This window comes from Aeromonas sp. FDAARGOS 1406, assembly GCF_019048565.1.
GTDB lineage: Bacteria > Pseudomonadota > Gammaproteobacteria > Enterobacterales > Aeromonadaceae > Aeromonas > Aeromonas caviae.
The window spans coordinates 2,149,226-2,165,381 of record NZ_CP077378.1; the positions used below are offsets into that span (position 1 = coordinate 2,149,226).

The following is a 16,156-nucleotide window of genomic DNA, read 5'->3' on the forward strand; positions in this document are numbered from 1 at the left end:
ATTGAAATTCTCATTGCTCCCGGCTTCTCCTACGCTCCTGGCTGGTTAACAAGATGTTAATTCCTACTGTGACGCCGCCACGGTTGCCAATCATGCAAGGAGAGCAAGATGAAATTGACCCCTCTGACCCTGGCCCTGATCCCGGCGCTGCTGGCAGGCCAGGCCCAGGCAGCCCCCACCACCCTCGGCAAGGGTGAAGGCCAGGGCCTGGGCCGGCTATGTGGAGCGCGGCGAGACCGACAAGAACTACGACTGGGTCACCGGCTTCGAGAAAGAGACCGGCTGCAAGGTCAACGTCAAGACGGCCGCCACCTCGGACGAGATGGTGGCGCTGATGAACGAGGGGGGCTTCGACCTGGTGACCGCCTCCGGCGACGCCAGCCTGCGCCTCATCGCCGGCGGCAAGGTGCAGGTGCTCAACCTGGCGCTCATCCCGAGCTACGGCAAGATAGACCCCCGCCTGCAGAATGCCCCCTGGCACACGGTAGACGGCAAGCACTATGGCGTGCCCTACCAGTGGGGCGGCAACATATTGATGTACAACACCAAGGTGTTTCCCAAGGCGCCTGACTCCTGGAGCGTGGTGTTCGAGGAGCAGACCCTGCCGGACGGCAAGTCCAACAAGGGTCGGGTGCAGGCGTTCGACGGCCCCATTCACATCGCCGATGCGGCCCTCTATCTGATGAGCCACCAGCCGGCGCTCGGCATCAAGGATCCTTACGAGCTGAACGAGGATCAGTACAAGGCCGCCCTCGACCTCCTGCGCCAGCAGCGCAAGCTGGTGGGACGCTACTGGCACGATGCCTTCGTCCAGATCGATGACTTCAAGAACGAGGGGGTGGTGGCCTCCGGCTCCTGGCCGTTCCAGGCCAATACCCTGATCGCCGACAAGCAGCCCATCGCCACGACGGTGCCCAAGGAAGGGGTCACCGGCTGGGCCGACACCAGCATGGTGCACAGCGAGGCCAAGAACCTCACCTGTGCCTACAAATGGCTGGAGCACTCCCTCAACAACAAGCTGCAGGGGGATCTCGCCTCCTGGTTCGGCTCCGTGCCCGTGGTGCCGGCCGCCTGCGAAGGCAATGCCCTGCTCGGAAAAGAGGGGTGCAAGACCAACGGCATCGACAACTTCGATCGGGTTCACTTCTGGCGTACTCCCGTCTCCCAGTGCAAGAGCCAGGGAACCTGCGTGCCCTACTACCGCTGGGTCTCGGACTATATCGCCATCCTGGGTGGTCGCTGAGGTGCCTCAGTAAATGCCGATATGGGGCCGGACAGGAGTCCGGCCCGCTTCCCACACAGACAAGGACGCCCCATGAATGCCGTACAATTTGACCGGGTCAGCCGCAACTATGGCGAGGTGAAGGCGGTCGACGACATCTCCTTCCAGATCCCGGCTGGCGAGTTTTTCACCCTGCTGGGGCCGAGCGGTTCCGGCAAGACCACCTGCCTGCGGATGATTGCGGGCTTCGAATACCCGAGCGAGGGGGAGATCCGGCTGTTCGGCGAGCCCTGCTCCACCGTGCCCCCCTACGATCGCAACCTCAATACCGTGTTTCAGGACTACGCCCTGTTTCCCAACATGGATGTGCGCGACAACATCGGCTATGGCCTGATGCTCAAGGGCGTCGCCAAGGCGGAGCGTTACCGCAAGGTGGACGAGATGCTGGAGCTGGTGCGCCTGCCCGGCGTCGGCAACCGCAAGCCGGGCCAGCTCTCCGGCGGCCAGCGCCAACGCATCGCCATCGCCCGGGCACTGATCAACCAGCCGCGCATCCTGCTGCTGGACGAACCGCTCGGGGCCCTCGACCTCAAGCTGCGCGAGCAGATGCAGCTCGAACTGAAAGCCTTGCAGCGCCAGCTCGGCATCACCTTCATCTTCGTCACCCACGATCAGCAGGAGGCGCTCTCCATGAGCGACCGGATCTGCATCTTCAATCAGGGCAAGATCGAGCAGATCGCCGCGCCGGATACTGTCTACGACGCCCCCGCCACGCCCTTCGTCGCTCGCTTCGTCGGCACCGTCAACCTGTTCGAGGGGGAGCAGGCCCGCCGTCTGTGCGGCGATGAGCGCCAGATGATGGTGCGCCCGGAGCGGATCCGCCTCGCCGAGGCCGGCACACCGGGCTGGTCCGGGGAAGTGCGCGAGGTGGAGTATCTCGGCCCCTTCGTGCGCTACCGGGTCGATCTCGGCGAGCAGCTCGAGCTTATCGTCAACCACCCCAACGAGGGCCAGGCCCGCCTGCCCCGTGGCGCCCGGGTCAGCCTCAGCTGGCCGGAGCAGGCGATCCATCGCCTGCACACCGCCCCTCAGAGAGCTCAACCATGAGCGCCCCCCACAGTGCGAGCCTTGCCATGAGCCAACCCACTGCCCCCCTCTCCTATCGGCCGCTGCGGCGCCTTTCCACCCTGCTCTACGGGCGGCCGGGTCTGTTGCTGGCCGTCCTGCTCGGGCCGTCGCTGCTCTGGCTTGGCATCATCTATGTCGGCTCCCTGCTGATGCTGCTCTCCAACGCCTTCTTCGGGCTGGACGAGTTCAGCGGCCAGATCCGCCACGAACTGGGGCTGCAGAACTTCGTCGCCCTGCTGCGGGCGGAGAACCTGGACGTGATCCTGCGCACCGTCGGCATGTCGCTGCTAGTGACTCTGGCCTGCGCCCTGCTCGGCTTTCCGGTGGCCTACTACATGGCGAGCTACACCAGCGGCAAGACCCGGGCCCTGTTCTACGTCGGCATCATGCTGCCGCTCTGGTCCAGCTATCTGGTGCGGGTCTACGCCTGGAAGCTGATCCTGGCCAAGGAGGGGGTCATCAGCTGGCTGGTAGATACTCTGGGACTGGACTGGCTGCTGGACGCCATCCTCTCGCTGCCGGTGATCGGGGGACCGTCGCTGTCGTTCTCGCGCATCGGCACCTTCATCGTGTTCGTCTACGTCTGGCTGCCCTTCATGATCCTGCCCATCCAGGCGGCGGTGGAGCGGATCCCGCGCTCCCTGCTGGAAGCGAGCGGCGATCTCGGCGCCACCCCGGCCCAGACCTTTCGTACCCTGATCCTGCCGCTGGCCCTGCCCGGCGTGGTGGCGGGCTCCATCTTCACCTTCTCCCTGACGCTGGGGGACTACATCATCCCCGGCATCATAGGCAACTCCACCATGTACATAGGTCAGGTGGTCTACATGCAACAGGGCACGGCGGGCAACCTGCCCTTCGCCGCCGCCTTCTCGCTGGTGCCCATCCTCATCATCGCCATCTATCTCACCATCGCGAAACGTCTGGGGGCCTTCGATGCGCTCTAATACCTCCATGAAACGAGACCATGGCAACCAGCCCTCCGGCCTGCTCAAGTACGCGGCCATCGGCGGCCTCCTGTTCCTGCACTTCCCGATCCTGTTCATCTTCCTCTACGCCTTCACCAGCGAGAGCAAGAGCTACCAGTTCCCGCCCCCCGGGCTCACCTTCAAGTGGTTCGAGGTGACCCTCAACCGCCCCGACGTATGGCGCGCCATCCAGCTGTCGCTGGAAGTGGCCGGGCTCGCTACCCTGGTGGCCATGGTGCTCGGCACCCTGGCGGCGGGAGCCATCGCCCGCAGCCGCTTCTTCGGTCAGGAGGTGGTGTCGCTCTTGCTGGTGCTGCCCATCGCCCTGCCCGGCATCGTCACCGGCATCGCGCTGCGCTCCGCCTACGGGGTGATGGAGATCCCCTTCAGCTTCTGGACCATCGTCATCGGCCACGCCACCTTCTGCGTGGTGGTGGTCTACAACAATGCCCTGGCACGCTTTCGCCGCACCAACCAGAGCCTCATCGAGGCGTCGATGGATCTCGGTGCCGACGGCTTCCAGACCCTGCGCTACGTGATCCTGCCCAACCTCGCCACCGCGCTGCTGGCGGGGGGCATGCTGGCGTTTGCGCTGAGCTTTGACGAGGTGATTGTCACCACCTTCACCGCCGGCCAGCAGACCACGCTGCCGATCTGGATGTATCAGGAGCTGATCCGGCCACGGGACAGGCCGGTCACCAACGTGGTGGCGCTCATCATAGTGGCCTTCACCACCATTCCCATTCTGCTTGCCTACTACCTCACCCGCGACGGCCAGGACGTCGCCGGCAGCGGCAAATAACGACTCAACGCGTGCGCAAGGATGCAACCATGAAACTCTCTACCCAACTCTTGATCGACGGCCAGTTCGTCACCGGTGACGGCCCGGCCGAGCCCATCCTCAACCCGGCCACCGGGGAGCTTCTCGCCTCGGTGCCCGAAGCCTCGTTCGAGCAGGTGAACCGGGCGGTGAACGGCGCCCAGCGCGCCTTCGCCCAGTGGAGCCGCACCACGCCAGCCCAGCGCAGTACCCTGCTGCTGCGCCTGGCCGATGCCATCGAACGCCACGCCGAGGAGTTTGCGGCGCTGGAATCCCTCAACTGCGGCAAGCCCTATCTGGCGGTGCTGAACGATGAGCTGCCGGCGGTGGTGGACTGCTTCCGTTTCTTCGCCGGTGCGGCCCGCTGCCTGCAGGGGCCGCTGGCGGGGGAGTATATCGAGGGGCACACCAGCATGATCCGCCGCGACCCCATCGGGGTGGTGGGCAGTATCGCCCCCTGGAACTACCCACTGATGATGGCGGCCTGGAAGATGGCCCCGGTGCTCGCCGCCGGCAATACGGTGGTGCTCAAGCCCTCCGAACAGACCCCCCTCACCGCCCTGCGCCTGGCGGAGCTCGCCAGCGAGCTCTTCCCCCGCGGCGTCATCAACATCGTCTGCGGCCGGGGCGAGAGCGTGGGGGCGCCGCTGGTGGAGCATCCGCTGGTGCGCATGGTGTCTCTGACCGGTGACATCGCCACCGGCCAGAAGATCCTGCAAAGCGCCGCCCGCACCATGAAGCGCACCCACCTTGAGCTGGGGGGCAAGGCGCCTGTCATCATCTTCGACGACGCGGACCTGGAGGCCGTGGTGGCGGGCATTCGCACCTTCGGCTTCTACAACGCAGGCCAGGATTGCACCGCCGCCTGCCGCATCTATGCCCAGGGCAAGATCTACGACAAGTTTGTCGCCGCCATGACGGATGCGGTGGCCTCCATCAAGGTGGGCGGTCCGCGCGAGGAGGGGGTGGAGATGGGGCCGCTCATCTCTGACCGGCAGCGCAACCGGGTGGCCAGCTTCGTGGAGCGGGCCCAGAGCAGCGGCCACGTGGAGGTGACGGCGGGGGGCAAGATCCGCCCCTGATCGCCCATGCCCGTCAGGAGGATGAAATCGTGCGGCGCGAGGTATTCGGCCCCGTGGTGTCGGTGACCCGCTTCAGCGACGCCGAGCAGGTGGTGCAGTGGGCCAACGACTCGGACTACGGCCTCGCCAGCTCGGTCTGGACCCGGGATCTCGGCCTTGCCAGCAAGGTGGCCAGCCACCTGCAATATGGCTGCACCTGGATCAACACCCACTTCATGCTCACCTCCGAGATGCCCCACGGCGGCATGAAGATGTCGGGCTACGGCAAGGATCTCTCCCTCTACGCGCTGGAGGACTACACGGTGCCGCGCCACATCATGGTCAAGCTCTAGGCTCCCGTCCCCCTGAAAACAAGGTGGCCCCTTGGGGCCATCTTGTTTTGCATCAGGTCTGTGCATCCCTGCTGTGCACCGACGCAGCGTCACCATTCACCCGACCGCGACCCGCATCAACATCATGACAACCGCCACAGCCAGTGGTGATCCAGAATCAGCAGACCAAACAGCAGCATCAGGTGATAGATGGAGAAACGGCAGGTGCGCATCGCCTGGCCGGGGCGCTCCTCATATTTCAACAACCAGCCATGCCAGCAGAATCCAAGGTTCAGCCCCAGGCTGCCGACCAGGTAGACAAGCCCCGACATGCCGATCAGATAGGGCAGCAGGCAGACGAGCGTCAGGATCAGCAGATAGAGCAGGATGGCGGTCTTGGTGAAATCGGAGCCGTGGGTGACGGGCAGCATGGGAATATCGGCACCGGCATAGTCATCGCGCCGGTGGATGGCCAAAGACCAGAAATGGGGCGGCGTCCAGGTAAAGATGATCATCACCAGCAGCCAGGGCTCGGCCGAAAGCTGCCCCGTGATGCTGGTCCAGCCCAAGAGCGGTGGCATGGCTCCCGCCAATCCGCCGATGACGATATTCTGCGGCGTGGCCCGCTTCAGCAGCAGGGTATAGACGACCGCATAGCCGAACAGGCTGGCCAGGGTTAGCCAGGCAGTCAGGGGATTTACGCCCCAATGGAGCAGAACAAACCCCGACAGTGCCAGACAGATCGCGAAACTCATCGCCTGCCCCGGCGTGATCCGTCCCATGGCGACCGGGCGCCAGCGCGTTCTGCGCATCCGGGCATCGATGCCGCTATCCAGAGAATGGTTCATGGCCGCCGCCCCGGCAGCGAGCAGTCCAATCCCCGCCAGGCCCAGTATCATCTCGTCCAGAGAGGCGCGTGTCGGCTCGGCCAGCAGCATGCCCACCCAGGCGGTCAGGAGCAGCAGGGCGACCACCTTTGGTTTGGTCAACTGACAATAATCGTGCACCCGGCGGAGGGCGAAGCGCTGTACCCGCCCTCTCCCATTCATGTCCGGCTCCTGACCATCCCAGGGGATGCCAAGGGGTCGTGATGATGCAAAGAGAGGCTCCCGCGCGCCAGCACACAACAGGCCAGCAGGTGGGCGGCCACCAGATTGTGTGCAAGGGCGTTGGCCAGCGGCAGGGCCAGATGGACGTTCGCCAATCCCAAGGCAATCTGCACGGTCAGCAGACCCAGCAACAACCAGCCAAACCCTCTCAAGGGGGGCCGCTGGCAGAGCAGCGCGAGGGCGAAAGCACCCACCAGCAAGGCCGTGGTCAGCGCTCCCAGGCGATGGGCGATGTGAATGGTCTGGCGCGCCTCCTTGCCCAGCACGCCGAACTCATAGCTGGCGTGCCCCAGAGGGAGATGAAAGGCTTGCGCCCAATTCAGCTCTGCCTGCCAGTTGCCCTGGCACAAGGGAAACTCCACACACGCCATGGCCGCATAGTTCGCCGACGTCCAGCCCCCCAGCGCGATCTGCAGCAGCAGCACGCCACAGGCCATGCTGCCAAGCCAGGAAACGCCCTGGTGTACGGGCGGGGGTGAAGGGAAACCTGCCAATTCGGCCCGATAGAGCCATAGCAAGGTCAGGATGGCGAAGCCGCCCAGCAGATGAGTGGTCACCACCAGGGGATGCAGGGCCAGGGTCACCGTCCACATACCCAGTGCCGCCTGACCCGCAACCAGCACCAGCAAGATGAGCGAGAGGTGGCGCAGTCGGCCGCCTGTACGCCAGCCCAAGCCGGACAGGAGCACAATCACGCCTCCCAGCACCCCGGCGAAGTAGCGATGCACCATCTCGCTGCGCGCCTTGTGAGGAACAAGCGGGCTGGCCGGATAGCGCTGTGCCGCCAGTTCCGCATGCTCGGCGCGGGGAATGGCCAGGGAACCATAGCAACCAGGCCAATCGGGGCAAGCCAACCCGGCATCCGTCAACCGGGTATAAGCACCGAGCGCGATGACAAGAACTGCCAGCGCAATGGCCACGGATGCCAGCCTCTTGTGCATCTTCATATGCCGCCTCGCTGACCGTGCAGTAGCCAGAAGATGCGAGTTCCATGCCGGCTGCATCGTCACTGCACCCCACGCTGATACTTGAGCAGTTGCTGCAGATCCGACAGTACCGCCTTGCCAAGCAACGGCCAGGTCGTCGTGCTGCCGGGTACCTCGTAACGCAAGATGGCCAGCCCGCGGGCGTCCACCAGCAGTATATCCCCCTCCCTCATTTCACTGTTTGCCTCGTGAGGTGGCGTCAACTGGACCAGCTCCAGCTTGTCCAGGTTGCGGCCAAGTGCAGCCTGGATGCGCGCCATCAGCACAGGGACCTGCCGGCATTGCCCCTCGCAGCGAGGGGCCACCAGATAGACCAGTCGCCATTGGCGCTGATGGGCAGGAAGCGGTTGCAACAGGTAGATCTCCTGGTGCAGCCAGTGCCCCTTGCTGCGCGTGCCGGGTTCATACCAGCCCTGGTGAAGAGTCAGAGCCGCCAGCACCACAGGCAGCAGGATCACCGCAGCAAAGAGCGCTGGCACCCTCCAGCGTTGCCATCCGCTCATGGGGAGCACCTCCTTGTCAGTATGCCCCCCCCTGACAGAACCACCAGCGCCAAGCCGAGCCATTGCACCGCATAGGCCCGGTGTTTTTCAGGAGGCATGACATTGTGCTGGTAGTGATAGAGGAATGGGGTTCGTCTTTGATACAACACGGCGTCTGCAAGCGGGGCTCCGATTGCCTGTCGCAGGGTCTCGACCCTGATGGATTGCAGCCGGTTCGGGTAGGGGCCTGGTTCTATGTTCTGTCCCAGCAGGAAGCCGCCGGGAGCCATGCGCAGCACACCTTCAAGGGTCATTGAGGCGGGGATGGCGGGATTGGGCAATTGCGACCTGTCGGATGGTGCGGGCACCCATCCCAGGTTGACCAGCAACAGTGAGGATCCCCCCTCTGCGCGTACCGGAATGAGCACGTCATAGCCAACCTCCCCGTTGACGATCTGGTTGTCCAGCAACCAGACATAAGGGCTGACCCACTCGGCTTTCCCTTGCAGAGGCTGGCCATCCAGTGACTCCGGGTGTTGCCAGTCGATCTGGGCCAATGTCCTTGGCCCGGCCTGCTGCATCTTTGCCATCTGCGCCAGCCAGGCCGTTTTTTCCATTCCGCGCTGCCACTGCCAGAACGCCAGCTTGCACAAACCGGCCGTCACCACCAGAGTGAACAACAAGACGAACCAGCGTCTGTGATGCCATGGTCGTCGCTTGTCTCGTGCAGCAGAATCGCGCATATCGAGGAGGATCCCAAGATGTTGATCAAGGTCGTGCTGGTACTCATGCTGCTGCTCATCATCGGTCAGCTGTTTCACGCCCTCTGGCTGATGCTCAGTCCAGGCAATACGCAAAAGATGTCGGTACCTCTGGGCCGGCGCGTCTTCTTCTCCCTGCTGGTGGTCATCATGCTGCTGCTCTCTCTCGCGATGGGCTGGCTGGACCCCAACCCGCGCCCCTACTGAGCACGGCATCAAAGCAGGTAGACAAAGACGAACAGACAGAGCCAGACCACATCGACGAAGTGCCAATACCAGGCCGCAGCCTGGAAAGCGAAATGACGCTGTGGGGTGAAATGATCCCTCAACATGATGCGCAGCCAGATGATGGTCAGGAAAAGGGTGCCCAGCAGCACGTGCAGTCCATGGAACCCGGTCAGAATGAAGAAGGTATTGCCATAGATGCCGGAATCCAGCCGCAGCCCGAGATCCCGATAGGCATGCAGATACTCATAACCTTGAAACCACAGGAATGTCAGCCCGAGCACCACGGTGGCCAGCAACATCCCCTTGAGCCGCATCCGTCTGCCGTTTTCCAGACTCATGTGTGCAAACAGCAGGGTCACGGAGGATCCGAGCAGGATCAAGGTATTGATAAGGGGGATCCCCTGCCAGGGCATGGCCTGGGTCGTGGCCCCGCCGGGCGTCTTGAGCAGGGGCCAGTGAGCGGTGAAATCCGGCCACAGCAGCTGGCCCGTCATCACCCTGTGGCCCGCACCATCCAGCCAGGGCACCGCAAGCTGGCGGGCATAGAACAGCACTCCGAAAAAAGCCAGAAAGAACATCACTTCGGAGAAGATGAACCAGACCATGCCCTGCCTGAAGGATCTGTCCATCTGGGCGCTGTAAAGTCCGGTCATGGACTCCCGGATGATGTGACGGAACCAGCCAAACAACATGAATGCCAGCAGCGCGACACCGGCCATCATCAGATACCGGCCGAAACCGGTCTGCCCACTCGCCACTTCATTGACCAGATGCCCCGCCCCCAACGCCAGGAAAAACAGTGCAATGGCACCAATGATGGGCCAGCGACTCTGGTCCGGGACATAATAGGTCTGGTTCACCTTGGCCATGGTCATTTCCTCTGTGCGAGTGCCGGTGCCGGTGCAGGTACGGACTCCGTGATGTCATAGAGCGAGTAGGAAAGCGTGATGGTATTGATGCTGTCCGGTAGTGCCGGATCGATATAGAACTTGAGCGGCATCAGCTTGCTCTGCCCTGCCCTCAGCTCCTGGCGATTGAAACAGAAACACTCCACTTTCTTCAGATAGGCTGCGGCGGGACCGGGAGAGACCGACGGGACCGCCTGACCCACCATGGTCCGCTCCGTGGGATTGAACACCCGAAAGTTGACCATCTTCACCTCCCCCGGCCGCACCGACAGCCGAGCCGTCTCACCGCTGAACTCCCACGGCATCCGGGTATCCGCATGAGCAAGAAACTCGATCTGGATGCTCCGCTTGCTGTCGATCACCGCCCGCTCCGTACTGGCCGCTTGATCAGACGTCTTGCCATTGAGGCCGGTGATCCGGCAGAAGACGTCATAAAGCGGCACCAGCGCAAAGGCAAAACCAAACATGACGAGCACGACCAGAGCCAGTTTTCTGAGCAAGGGGGCATGACTGACCTGGGTCATATGACCTCCCTAACGCTCTTCCGACCGGATATCCGGTGGAGTCTGGAAACTGTGATAGGGAGGGGGAGAAGAGAGCGTCCATTCCAGCCCCTCGGCCCCCTCCCATACCCGATCGCTCGCCTTGGCTCCGCCTCTGATGCATTTGATCACACCCCAGACAAACAGCAGCTGGGACAGGCCGAAGGCAAAGCCCCCCAGGCTGATCAGCATGTTGAAGTCCGCAAATTGCAGGGCGTAATCGGGAATGCGGCGAGGCATGCCCGCCAGCCCGACAAAATGCATGGGGAAAAACAGCACATTGACCGAGACGAGCGAACACCAGAAGTGCCATTGGCCGAGCCGCTCGTCATACATGTGCCCCGTCCATTTCGGCAACCAGTAGTAGGCCGCAGCCAGGATCGAGAAGACGGCACCGGTCACCAGCACATAGTGGAAATGGGCCACTACGAAATAGGTGTCGTGATACTGAAAATCAGCCGGCGTCATGGCCAGCATCAGCCCGGAGAAACCGCCAATGGTGAACAGGGTGATGAAGGCGATGGCAAACAGCATGGGGGTCTCGAATGTCAGAGAACCACGCCACATGGTGGCAAGCCAGTTGAATACCTTTACCCCTGTCGGCACAGCGATCAGCATGGTGGTGTACATGAAGAATAGCTCCGCCACCACGGGCAATCCGGTGGTGAACATGTGGTGCGCCCAGACCATGAAGGAGAGCAAGGCGATGCTGCTGGTGGCATAGACCATGGAGCGATAACCGAACAGCTTCTTGCGGGAGAAGGTCGGAATGATGCTGGAGACGATGCCGAAAGCCGGCAATATCATGATGTAGACTTCCGGGTGCCCGAAGAACCAGAAAATGTGCTGAAACAGGACAGGATCCCCCCCACCGGCCGCATCGAAGAAACTGGTCCCGAAATACTTGTCCGTCAGCACCATGGTCACCGCAGCCGCCAGCACCGGCATGACAGCGATGAGCAGAAACGCCGTGATGAGCCAGGTCCAGACAAACAGCGGCATCTGCATCCAACCCATGCCCGGCGCCCGCAGGTTGAAGATGGTCACGATGACGTTGATGGCCCCCATGATGGAGGAGATCCCCATGATGTGAATGGCAAAGACGAACAGGGCCGTGCTGTTGCCGCTGTACTGGGTGGACAGGGGGGCATAGAAGGTCCAGCCAGAACTGGGGCCGCCTCCCTCCATAAACAGGCTCGACAGGAGGATGAGGAAAGCAAACGGCAGGATCCAGAAGCTCCAGTTGTTCATGCGGGGCAACGCCATGTCAGGGGCCCCAATCATGATGGGGATCAGCCAGTTGGCGAGGCCGGTGAAGGCGGGCATGACGGCACCAAAGACCATGATAAGGCCGTGTACCGTGGTCATCTGGTTGAAAAACAGGGGTTCCACCAGTTGCAGTCCGGGCTGGAACAGTTCTGCCCGGATCACCATGGCCATGGCGCCACCGGTAAAGAACATGGTGAGAGCAAAGCACAGATACAGGGTACCGATGTCCTTGTGATTGGTGGTGTAGAGCCAGCGCCTCAGACCGGCCGCTGGCTGGTGGACATGTTCGCTGTGCGGGGTATCCGTGATTCCATCACTCATGCCGACGCCTCACTTGTCCTTGTCCGGATTGGCCGGGTTGAGAAGGGACTGCACCTCAGCTGGCTGCACAAGGTCACCGGTCTTGTTATCCCAGGCATTGCGCTCATAGGTGATGACGGCGGCCAGTTCCTGCGCCGTCAACTGTTTGCCAAAAGGTTGCATCGCCGTGCCGCTCTTGCCATGCAGGACGATGTCCAGATGCTGGGCCCGATGGTCCGCCTGTGTGGTCACCTTGCTGCCATTGAGCGCCGGGAAGATGCCCGGCAATCCGGTACCCGCGGGCTGATGACAGGCCGCACAGTGCCCCAGATAGACTTTCTCCCCCTGCGCCATGGCTTGTGGCAACGTCATGGTCTCCGCTGCCTGCGCCTGTTGCTGTGCCTTGGCAGTTGCCTGCTCGTCTCCCTTTCTGGCAATCCACTTCTCGAACTCCTCTGCGGATTTGGCCACCACAACCACGGGCATGAAACCGTGATCTTTCCCGCACAGCTCGGCGCACTGCCCACGATAGGTGCCCGGCTTGTCGATCCGGGTCCAGGACTCGTTGATGTAGCCAGGATTGGCATCTTTTTTCACGGCGAAGGCGGGAACCCACCAGGAGTGAATGACATCGTCCGAGGTCATCAGGAAACGGATCTTCTTGCCAACCGGCAATACCAGAGGGTTATCCACCTCCAGCAGATAATTGCCGCCCTTGGGGGCATCACCGGAGATCTGCTGTTTGCTGGTCGCCAGCAGGGAATAAAACGCCACCGGATACTCGAGGTATTTGTAATGCCATTTCCATTGCGAGCCCGTGACGAGGACGGTGAGATCGGCCTTGGAGGTATCCTCCATCTTCAACAGGGTCGAGGTTGCCGGTGCCGCCATCGCGATCAGTATCAACACGGGGATGGCCGTCCACAGCAACTCGATGCGGGTGCTTTCGTGAAACTGGGCGGCTTTGGCACCGCGCGATTTTCGATGGTGCACGATGGACCAGAACATGATGCCGAAGACGAGCAGACCGATGACGCAACAGATATAGAAAATCGTCATGTGCAGGTCATAGACCTGCTGGCTGATGGCGGTCGCCCCACGCGTCATGTTGAACCGGATCTCATTGGCAAAGGCGCTGCTGCTGATGAACCACATCATCATTCCGGCACCTGCCTGAGCTGCATCGTTTCTCACATTGCACTCCCTGTGCACGTTGGAGAAGATGGCCTGCATTCAATACGCCCAACGCTAACCATCTGAAAATAATGCATTTATTAAAATTCATTTCATATTCAAGTATTAGTCCATATTCAGAAAAAACCAAAATGCAGACAGCCCTGACCAGGCTCATCAGAGCAGTGGCAATGGGCAAAACGCGAGCAGGGAAGAAGGAGAAACGGGTCCCGGGGTGGCCGCGCCTTGAACGGGGAGAGCTTCAGCCATGGTGAGTCGAATCGATGTGCAGAACCCGGGAGGGGCCATTGGTTCCTCCTGGGCTCCGTGGTTTTCTGCCGTGCCAGAGGTGGGGTCAGCCCGCTGGGGCTTGCTGAGCCAGCAGTCTGGCCAGCAGGGAGCGCAATGCTTTTATCAGGGCGGGTTTGCCCGCGACACCCTGTCGGGCAGCCAGCTCGGACCAGGACGCATATTGCCAGATGGTGGCGATCAGCAACCGTCGTTCATCCTGACTCAACCCGTCCAGCATCATCACTCGCCGGAGCAGCCAGCGTTGCAGTGTCGCCTGGCACAATTCGAATGGCTTGTGATGGTGGGCAAAACAATCGAGTTCCCGATGCTCGAATTCATCCAGATCCGGCACATGAGTGACAGGTCCGCCTCTGAGGGATAGCCAGACCAGTTCGGTATCCAGCCTCTTGAGTTCACCCGCCAGCAGGGCCGGCAACTGGCTCATGAAACGCTGTCGCCATTGCGCCAGCTCGGCGTGATATTCCGATTGCAACGGCATCAGCAGCAAAGCTGCATGACTGCCGCTGGCCGCATCGCGCTGCAGACCAAGACGCAGCACCTTCAATCCCGCCTTGAGCCAGAATGGCAGCAGATCTGGACTGGCGGAGAAGGCAGATCCCAGATAATCGACCCCTAATACCCGATAATGTGATACCAGCTTGTCCAGCAACCAAGACCCCAGCCCGAGACGATGAAGGGCAGGATGGATGGCGATGCGCATCACCCTGGCATAAGAGCGCTCCCCCGCCGTCACGAAACCGGCGTGGGCCAGCAGCGACTGGGGCAGCAGATGTCCACGAGGGCGCCTTCGTCCGGCCCAGATCGCGTGCGCCAGATCAGGGGGGATATTGCCCTCCCGCGCGACCAGCGCCACCCCGAGCAACTCCTGTCCCTGCTCCATCAGATGAATGTCGAGATCCGGCCCCTCCAGCAAATACCGCAGATCACTGGGGCTGGTCTGGTAGTGAGCCAGTACGAGCAGGCCGAACACCCGATTGAGCAGCGCGTCATCACGGGCCAGCTCATCTTGTCCGACCAGGCGCCAGGTCGGTGATGTCGGGGGATGAGGTGCCGATATGTCGGCATTCAGACCAAGGAGCCGGAAGATCAGAGGCTCCAGCGGATCGCTCAGGCTCCAGCGAATGGGCTCCACCAGGTGCAGCTCCTGCCAATCCGGGGTTTGCTCATCGAGTACCTTCTTGAAGCGCAGATGAAAGCCGCGCCCCGTCCCCTCATAGCCGTGCTCCGTTGTAGCGAAGACAATGCGACTGTGACGGGCCAGCATGGCTTCCAGCAGCGGGGTCGGGATGGCGGCGGCCTCATCCACCAGCAACAGATCCGCCAGCACATCTCCTTGAGCCACCCGATCAGGGGACACATAGCTCAGACCGGCCAGCCGCTCAGGCATCTCTCCCAGCGCGCGCTCTGCATGGGCAAAAAGTGTCGCCACTGTAGCGTGGGAAGGGGCCGTCACCGCTATCGCCAAGGCCGGATCCCGACTCAGCAAGTCGGCGCTCGCCAGCCCCAGCACGGCGCTCTTGCCACGACCGCGATCGGCGCTCAGCACCAGGGGGCGGCGGCGATGGCCGTGCAACACGTTGTGGATGGCGGGCAGCGCACGGGCCTGATCCGCGCTCAGCGGTCGGCTCCCGTCGAGAGGCTGCCAGGTAATATCACAAGAGGCAGGCGTCAGATCTCGCGCCGGATCTTCTGCCAGCAACCGTACCAGACGGGAGATGAAACCCTGCCCGGCACGATCGGCCTCCTCTGGCTGGGCGACCAGCCTCTGACGATCAGGGTCTGGGTAGGTCGGCCATACCTCCCGCGGCGGGGTCAGCAGAAGCAAGAGCCCCCCAGCCCTCAATGTCCCCGCCAAGGCACCGAATGCATCGGGGTGAAAACCGCTGAAGGCATTGAATACCAAGGTGTCGCACTCCTGACCGAGCCGTTGAAGCGCCTTGGCGGCAGGCTGCGGAGCATGACGCTCAGGACCCTGCCCCAGCCAGAACACCTCTCCCCACAGCAAGGATTCGGCACGAACGATGCAGTCATCCTCCTCCCCTTCCAGCCAGATCAGACGCCGCTCGCCGGCATGAGCGATAGCGTGGCGCAAGGCGAGCAGCTCAGCTGACATCATGGAGCTGGGCTGGCGTCTGGCTTCACGCGGGGTTCAAACATGCGCTCCCCCATCTGGTCGATGAAGGTATGGGCCTTTTGCACCATGAAGCGCTCGGCATCCGCCGGGTTGGCAAAGAGATCGGAGCGGATGAAGCGATGGGTCTGTAATTGCCCGTCGATCTCCCTGGTGATGCGACCGGCCAGCCTGTATTGCCCCCCTTCCGCCATGGGCTCGGGGTAGATGAGATAGCCCATGTATTCGATGGGCTCAACCTCGGGGCTCTGGGCGATCTCTCCCTTGAACAGGGCATTGAATAGTTTTTTGAACATGTTCGCATCCTCTCTGATGCAGGCATTCTCCCCAAGGGTGGAATCACTGGCAAGCACGGGATCTTATTACCATTCGTTCTTTGCACTACGAACCATTCTCATTTAGATTTCATCTCATTCCAGCATGAGGT

At 62.0% G+C, this 16,156-nt stretch carries 14 protein-coding genes and 2 pseudogenes; 6 read left to right on the top strand and 10 right to left on the bottom strand.

Going from position 1 to position 16,156, the window contains the following annotated elements; translation table 11 throughout:
- Positions 1-108: 108 nt before the first annotated feature.
- From I6L36_RS10080 to I6L36_RS10100, 5 genes and pseudogenes are all read left to right on the top strand, one after another.
- A pseudogene (locus I6L36_RS10080) lies at positions 109-1,243 on the top strand (ABC transporter substrate-binding protein).
- A gap of 72 nt (positions 1,244-1,315) precedes the next feature.
- A complete protein-coding gene (locus I6L36_RS10085; RefSeq protein ID WP_109111763.1) occupies positions 1,316-2,329 on the top strand; it encodes an ABC transporter ATP-binding protein in 1,014 nt (337 codons plus the stop codon).
- Positions 2,326-3,294 carry an ABC transporter permease gene (locus tag I6L36_RS10090; protein WP_109111762.1) on the top strand — a complete coding sequence of 323 codons (969 nt, stop codon included), beginning with the start codon at positions 2,326-2,328 and terminating at the stop codon, positions 3,292-3,294. The genes I6L36_RS10085 and I6L36_RS10090 overlap by 4 nt, the downstream gene beginning before the upstream one ends.
- Before the next feature lie 7 nt (positions 3,295-3,301).
- The gene (locus I6L36_RS10095) at positions 3,302-4,117 is read left to right on the top strand and encodes an ABC transporter permease (protein WP_109111761.1); all 816 of its coding nucleotides are present in this window, start codon (positions 3,302-3,304) and stop codon (positions 4,115-4,117) included.
- Between the two features lie 29 nt (positions 4,118-4,146).
- Positions 4,147-5,549: pseudogene (locus tag I6L36_RS10100) on the top strand (gamma-aminobutyraldehyde dehydrogenase).
- A gap of 122 nt (positions 5,550-5,671) precedes the next feature.
- On the opposite strand, the gene cyoE reads toward I6L36_RS10100, so the two are convergent.
- The 4 genes from cyoE to I6L36_RS10120 are packed head-to-tail and all read right to left on the bottom strand — an operon-like array spanning position 5,672 to position 8,848.
- Positions 5,672-6,577, bottom strand: coding sequence for a heme o synthase (cyoE, locus tag I6L36_RS10105; protein ID WP_109111760.1), 906 nt, complete (start codon positions 6,575-6,577; stop codon positions 5,672-5,674).
- The gene (locus I6L36_RS10110) at positions 6,574-7,584 is read right to left on the bottom strand and encodes a heme A synthase (protein WP_109111759.1); all 1,011 of its coding nucleotides are present in this window, start codon (positions 7,582-7,584) and stop codon (positions 6,574-6,576) included. Before I6L36_RS10110 ends, cyoE begins: the two co-directional genes overlap by 4 nt.
- A 59-nt stretch (positions 7,585-7,643) precedes the next feature.
- Positions 7,644-8,126, bottom strand: a complete 483-nt coding sequence (locus I6L36_RS10115; protein WP_109111758.1) for a hypothetical protein — start codon at positions 8,124-8,126, stop codon at positions 7,644-7,646.
- On the bottom strand, positions 8,123-8,848 hold the full coding sequence (locus I6L36_RS10120; RefSeq protein WP_254052343.1) for an SURF1 family protein: 726 nt from the start codon (positions 8,846-8,848) through the stop codon (positions 8,123-8,125). The genes I6L36_RS10115 and I6L36_RS10120 overlap by 4 nt, the downstream gene beginning before the upstream one ends.
- 18 nt (positions 8,849-8,866) lie before the next feature.
- Between I6L36_RS10120 and I6L36_RS10125 the strand changes: the two genes are divergently transcribed.
- Complete coding sequence (locus tag I6L36_RS10125; protein WP_109111756.1) at positions 8,867-9,073, top strand: DUF2909 family protein; 207 nt, start codon at positions 8,867-8,869, stop codon at positions 9,071-9,073.
- Between the two features lie 8 nt (positions 9,074-9,081).
- Here I6L36_RS10125 and I6L36_RS10130 read toward each other — a convergent pair whose 3' ends face one another.
- The 6 genes from I6L36_RS10130 to I6L36_RS10155 form a co-directional block, all read right to left on the bottom strand.
- Complete coding sequence (locus I6L36_RS10130) at positions 9,082-9,963, bottom strand: cytochrome c oxidase subunit 3 (protein WP_042864889.1); 882 nt, start codon at positions 9,961-9,963, stop codon at positions 9,082-9,084.
- A gap of 2 nt (positions 9,964-9,965) precedes the next feature.
- Positions 9,966-10,526 carry a cytochrome c oxidase assembly protein gene (locus tag I6L36_RS10135; RefSeq protein ID WP_109111755.1) on the bottom strand — a complete coding sequence of 187 codons (561 nt, stop codon included), beginning with the start codon at positions 10,524-10,526 and terminating at the stop codon, positions 9,966-9,968.
- Between the two features lie 9 nt (positions 10,527-10,535).
- Positions 10,536-12,134: a cytochrome c oxidase subunit I gene (gene ctaD / locus I6L36_RS10140; RefSeq protein ID WP_069784288.1), complete on the bottom strand. Its 1,599-nt coding sequence runs from the start codon at positions 12,132-12,134 to the stop codon at positions 10,536-10,538.
- 9 nt (positions 12,135-12,143) lie between these two features.
- The gene (gene coxB / locus I6L36_RS10145; protein ID WP_223931077.1) at positions 12,144-13,274 is read right to left on the bottom strand and encodes a cytochrome c oxidase subunit II; all 1,131 of its coding nucleotides are present in this window, start codon (positions 13,272-13,274) and stop codon (positions 12,144-12,146) included.
- Between the two features lie 367 nt (positions 13,275-13,641).
- Positions 13,642-15,714 carry a tRNA(Met) cytidine acetyltransferase TmcA gene (locus tag I6L36_RS10150; protein WP_109111754.1) on the bottom strand — a complete coding sequence of 691 codons (2,073 nt, stop codon included), beginning with the start codon at positions 15,712-15,714 and terminating at the stop codon, positions 13,642-13,644.
- Entirely contained in the window at positions 15,711-16,025 is a 315-nt protein-coding gene (locus I6L36_RS10155) for an HlyU family transcriptional regulator (protein WP_041211748.1), read from the bottom strand. The genes I6L36_RS10150 and I6L36_RS10155 overlap by 4 nt, the downstream gene beginning before the upstream one ends.
- Positions 16,026-16,156 lie beyond the last annotated feature (131 nt).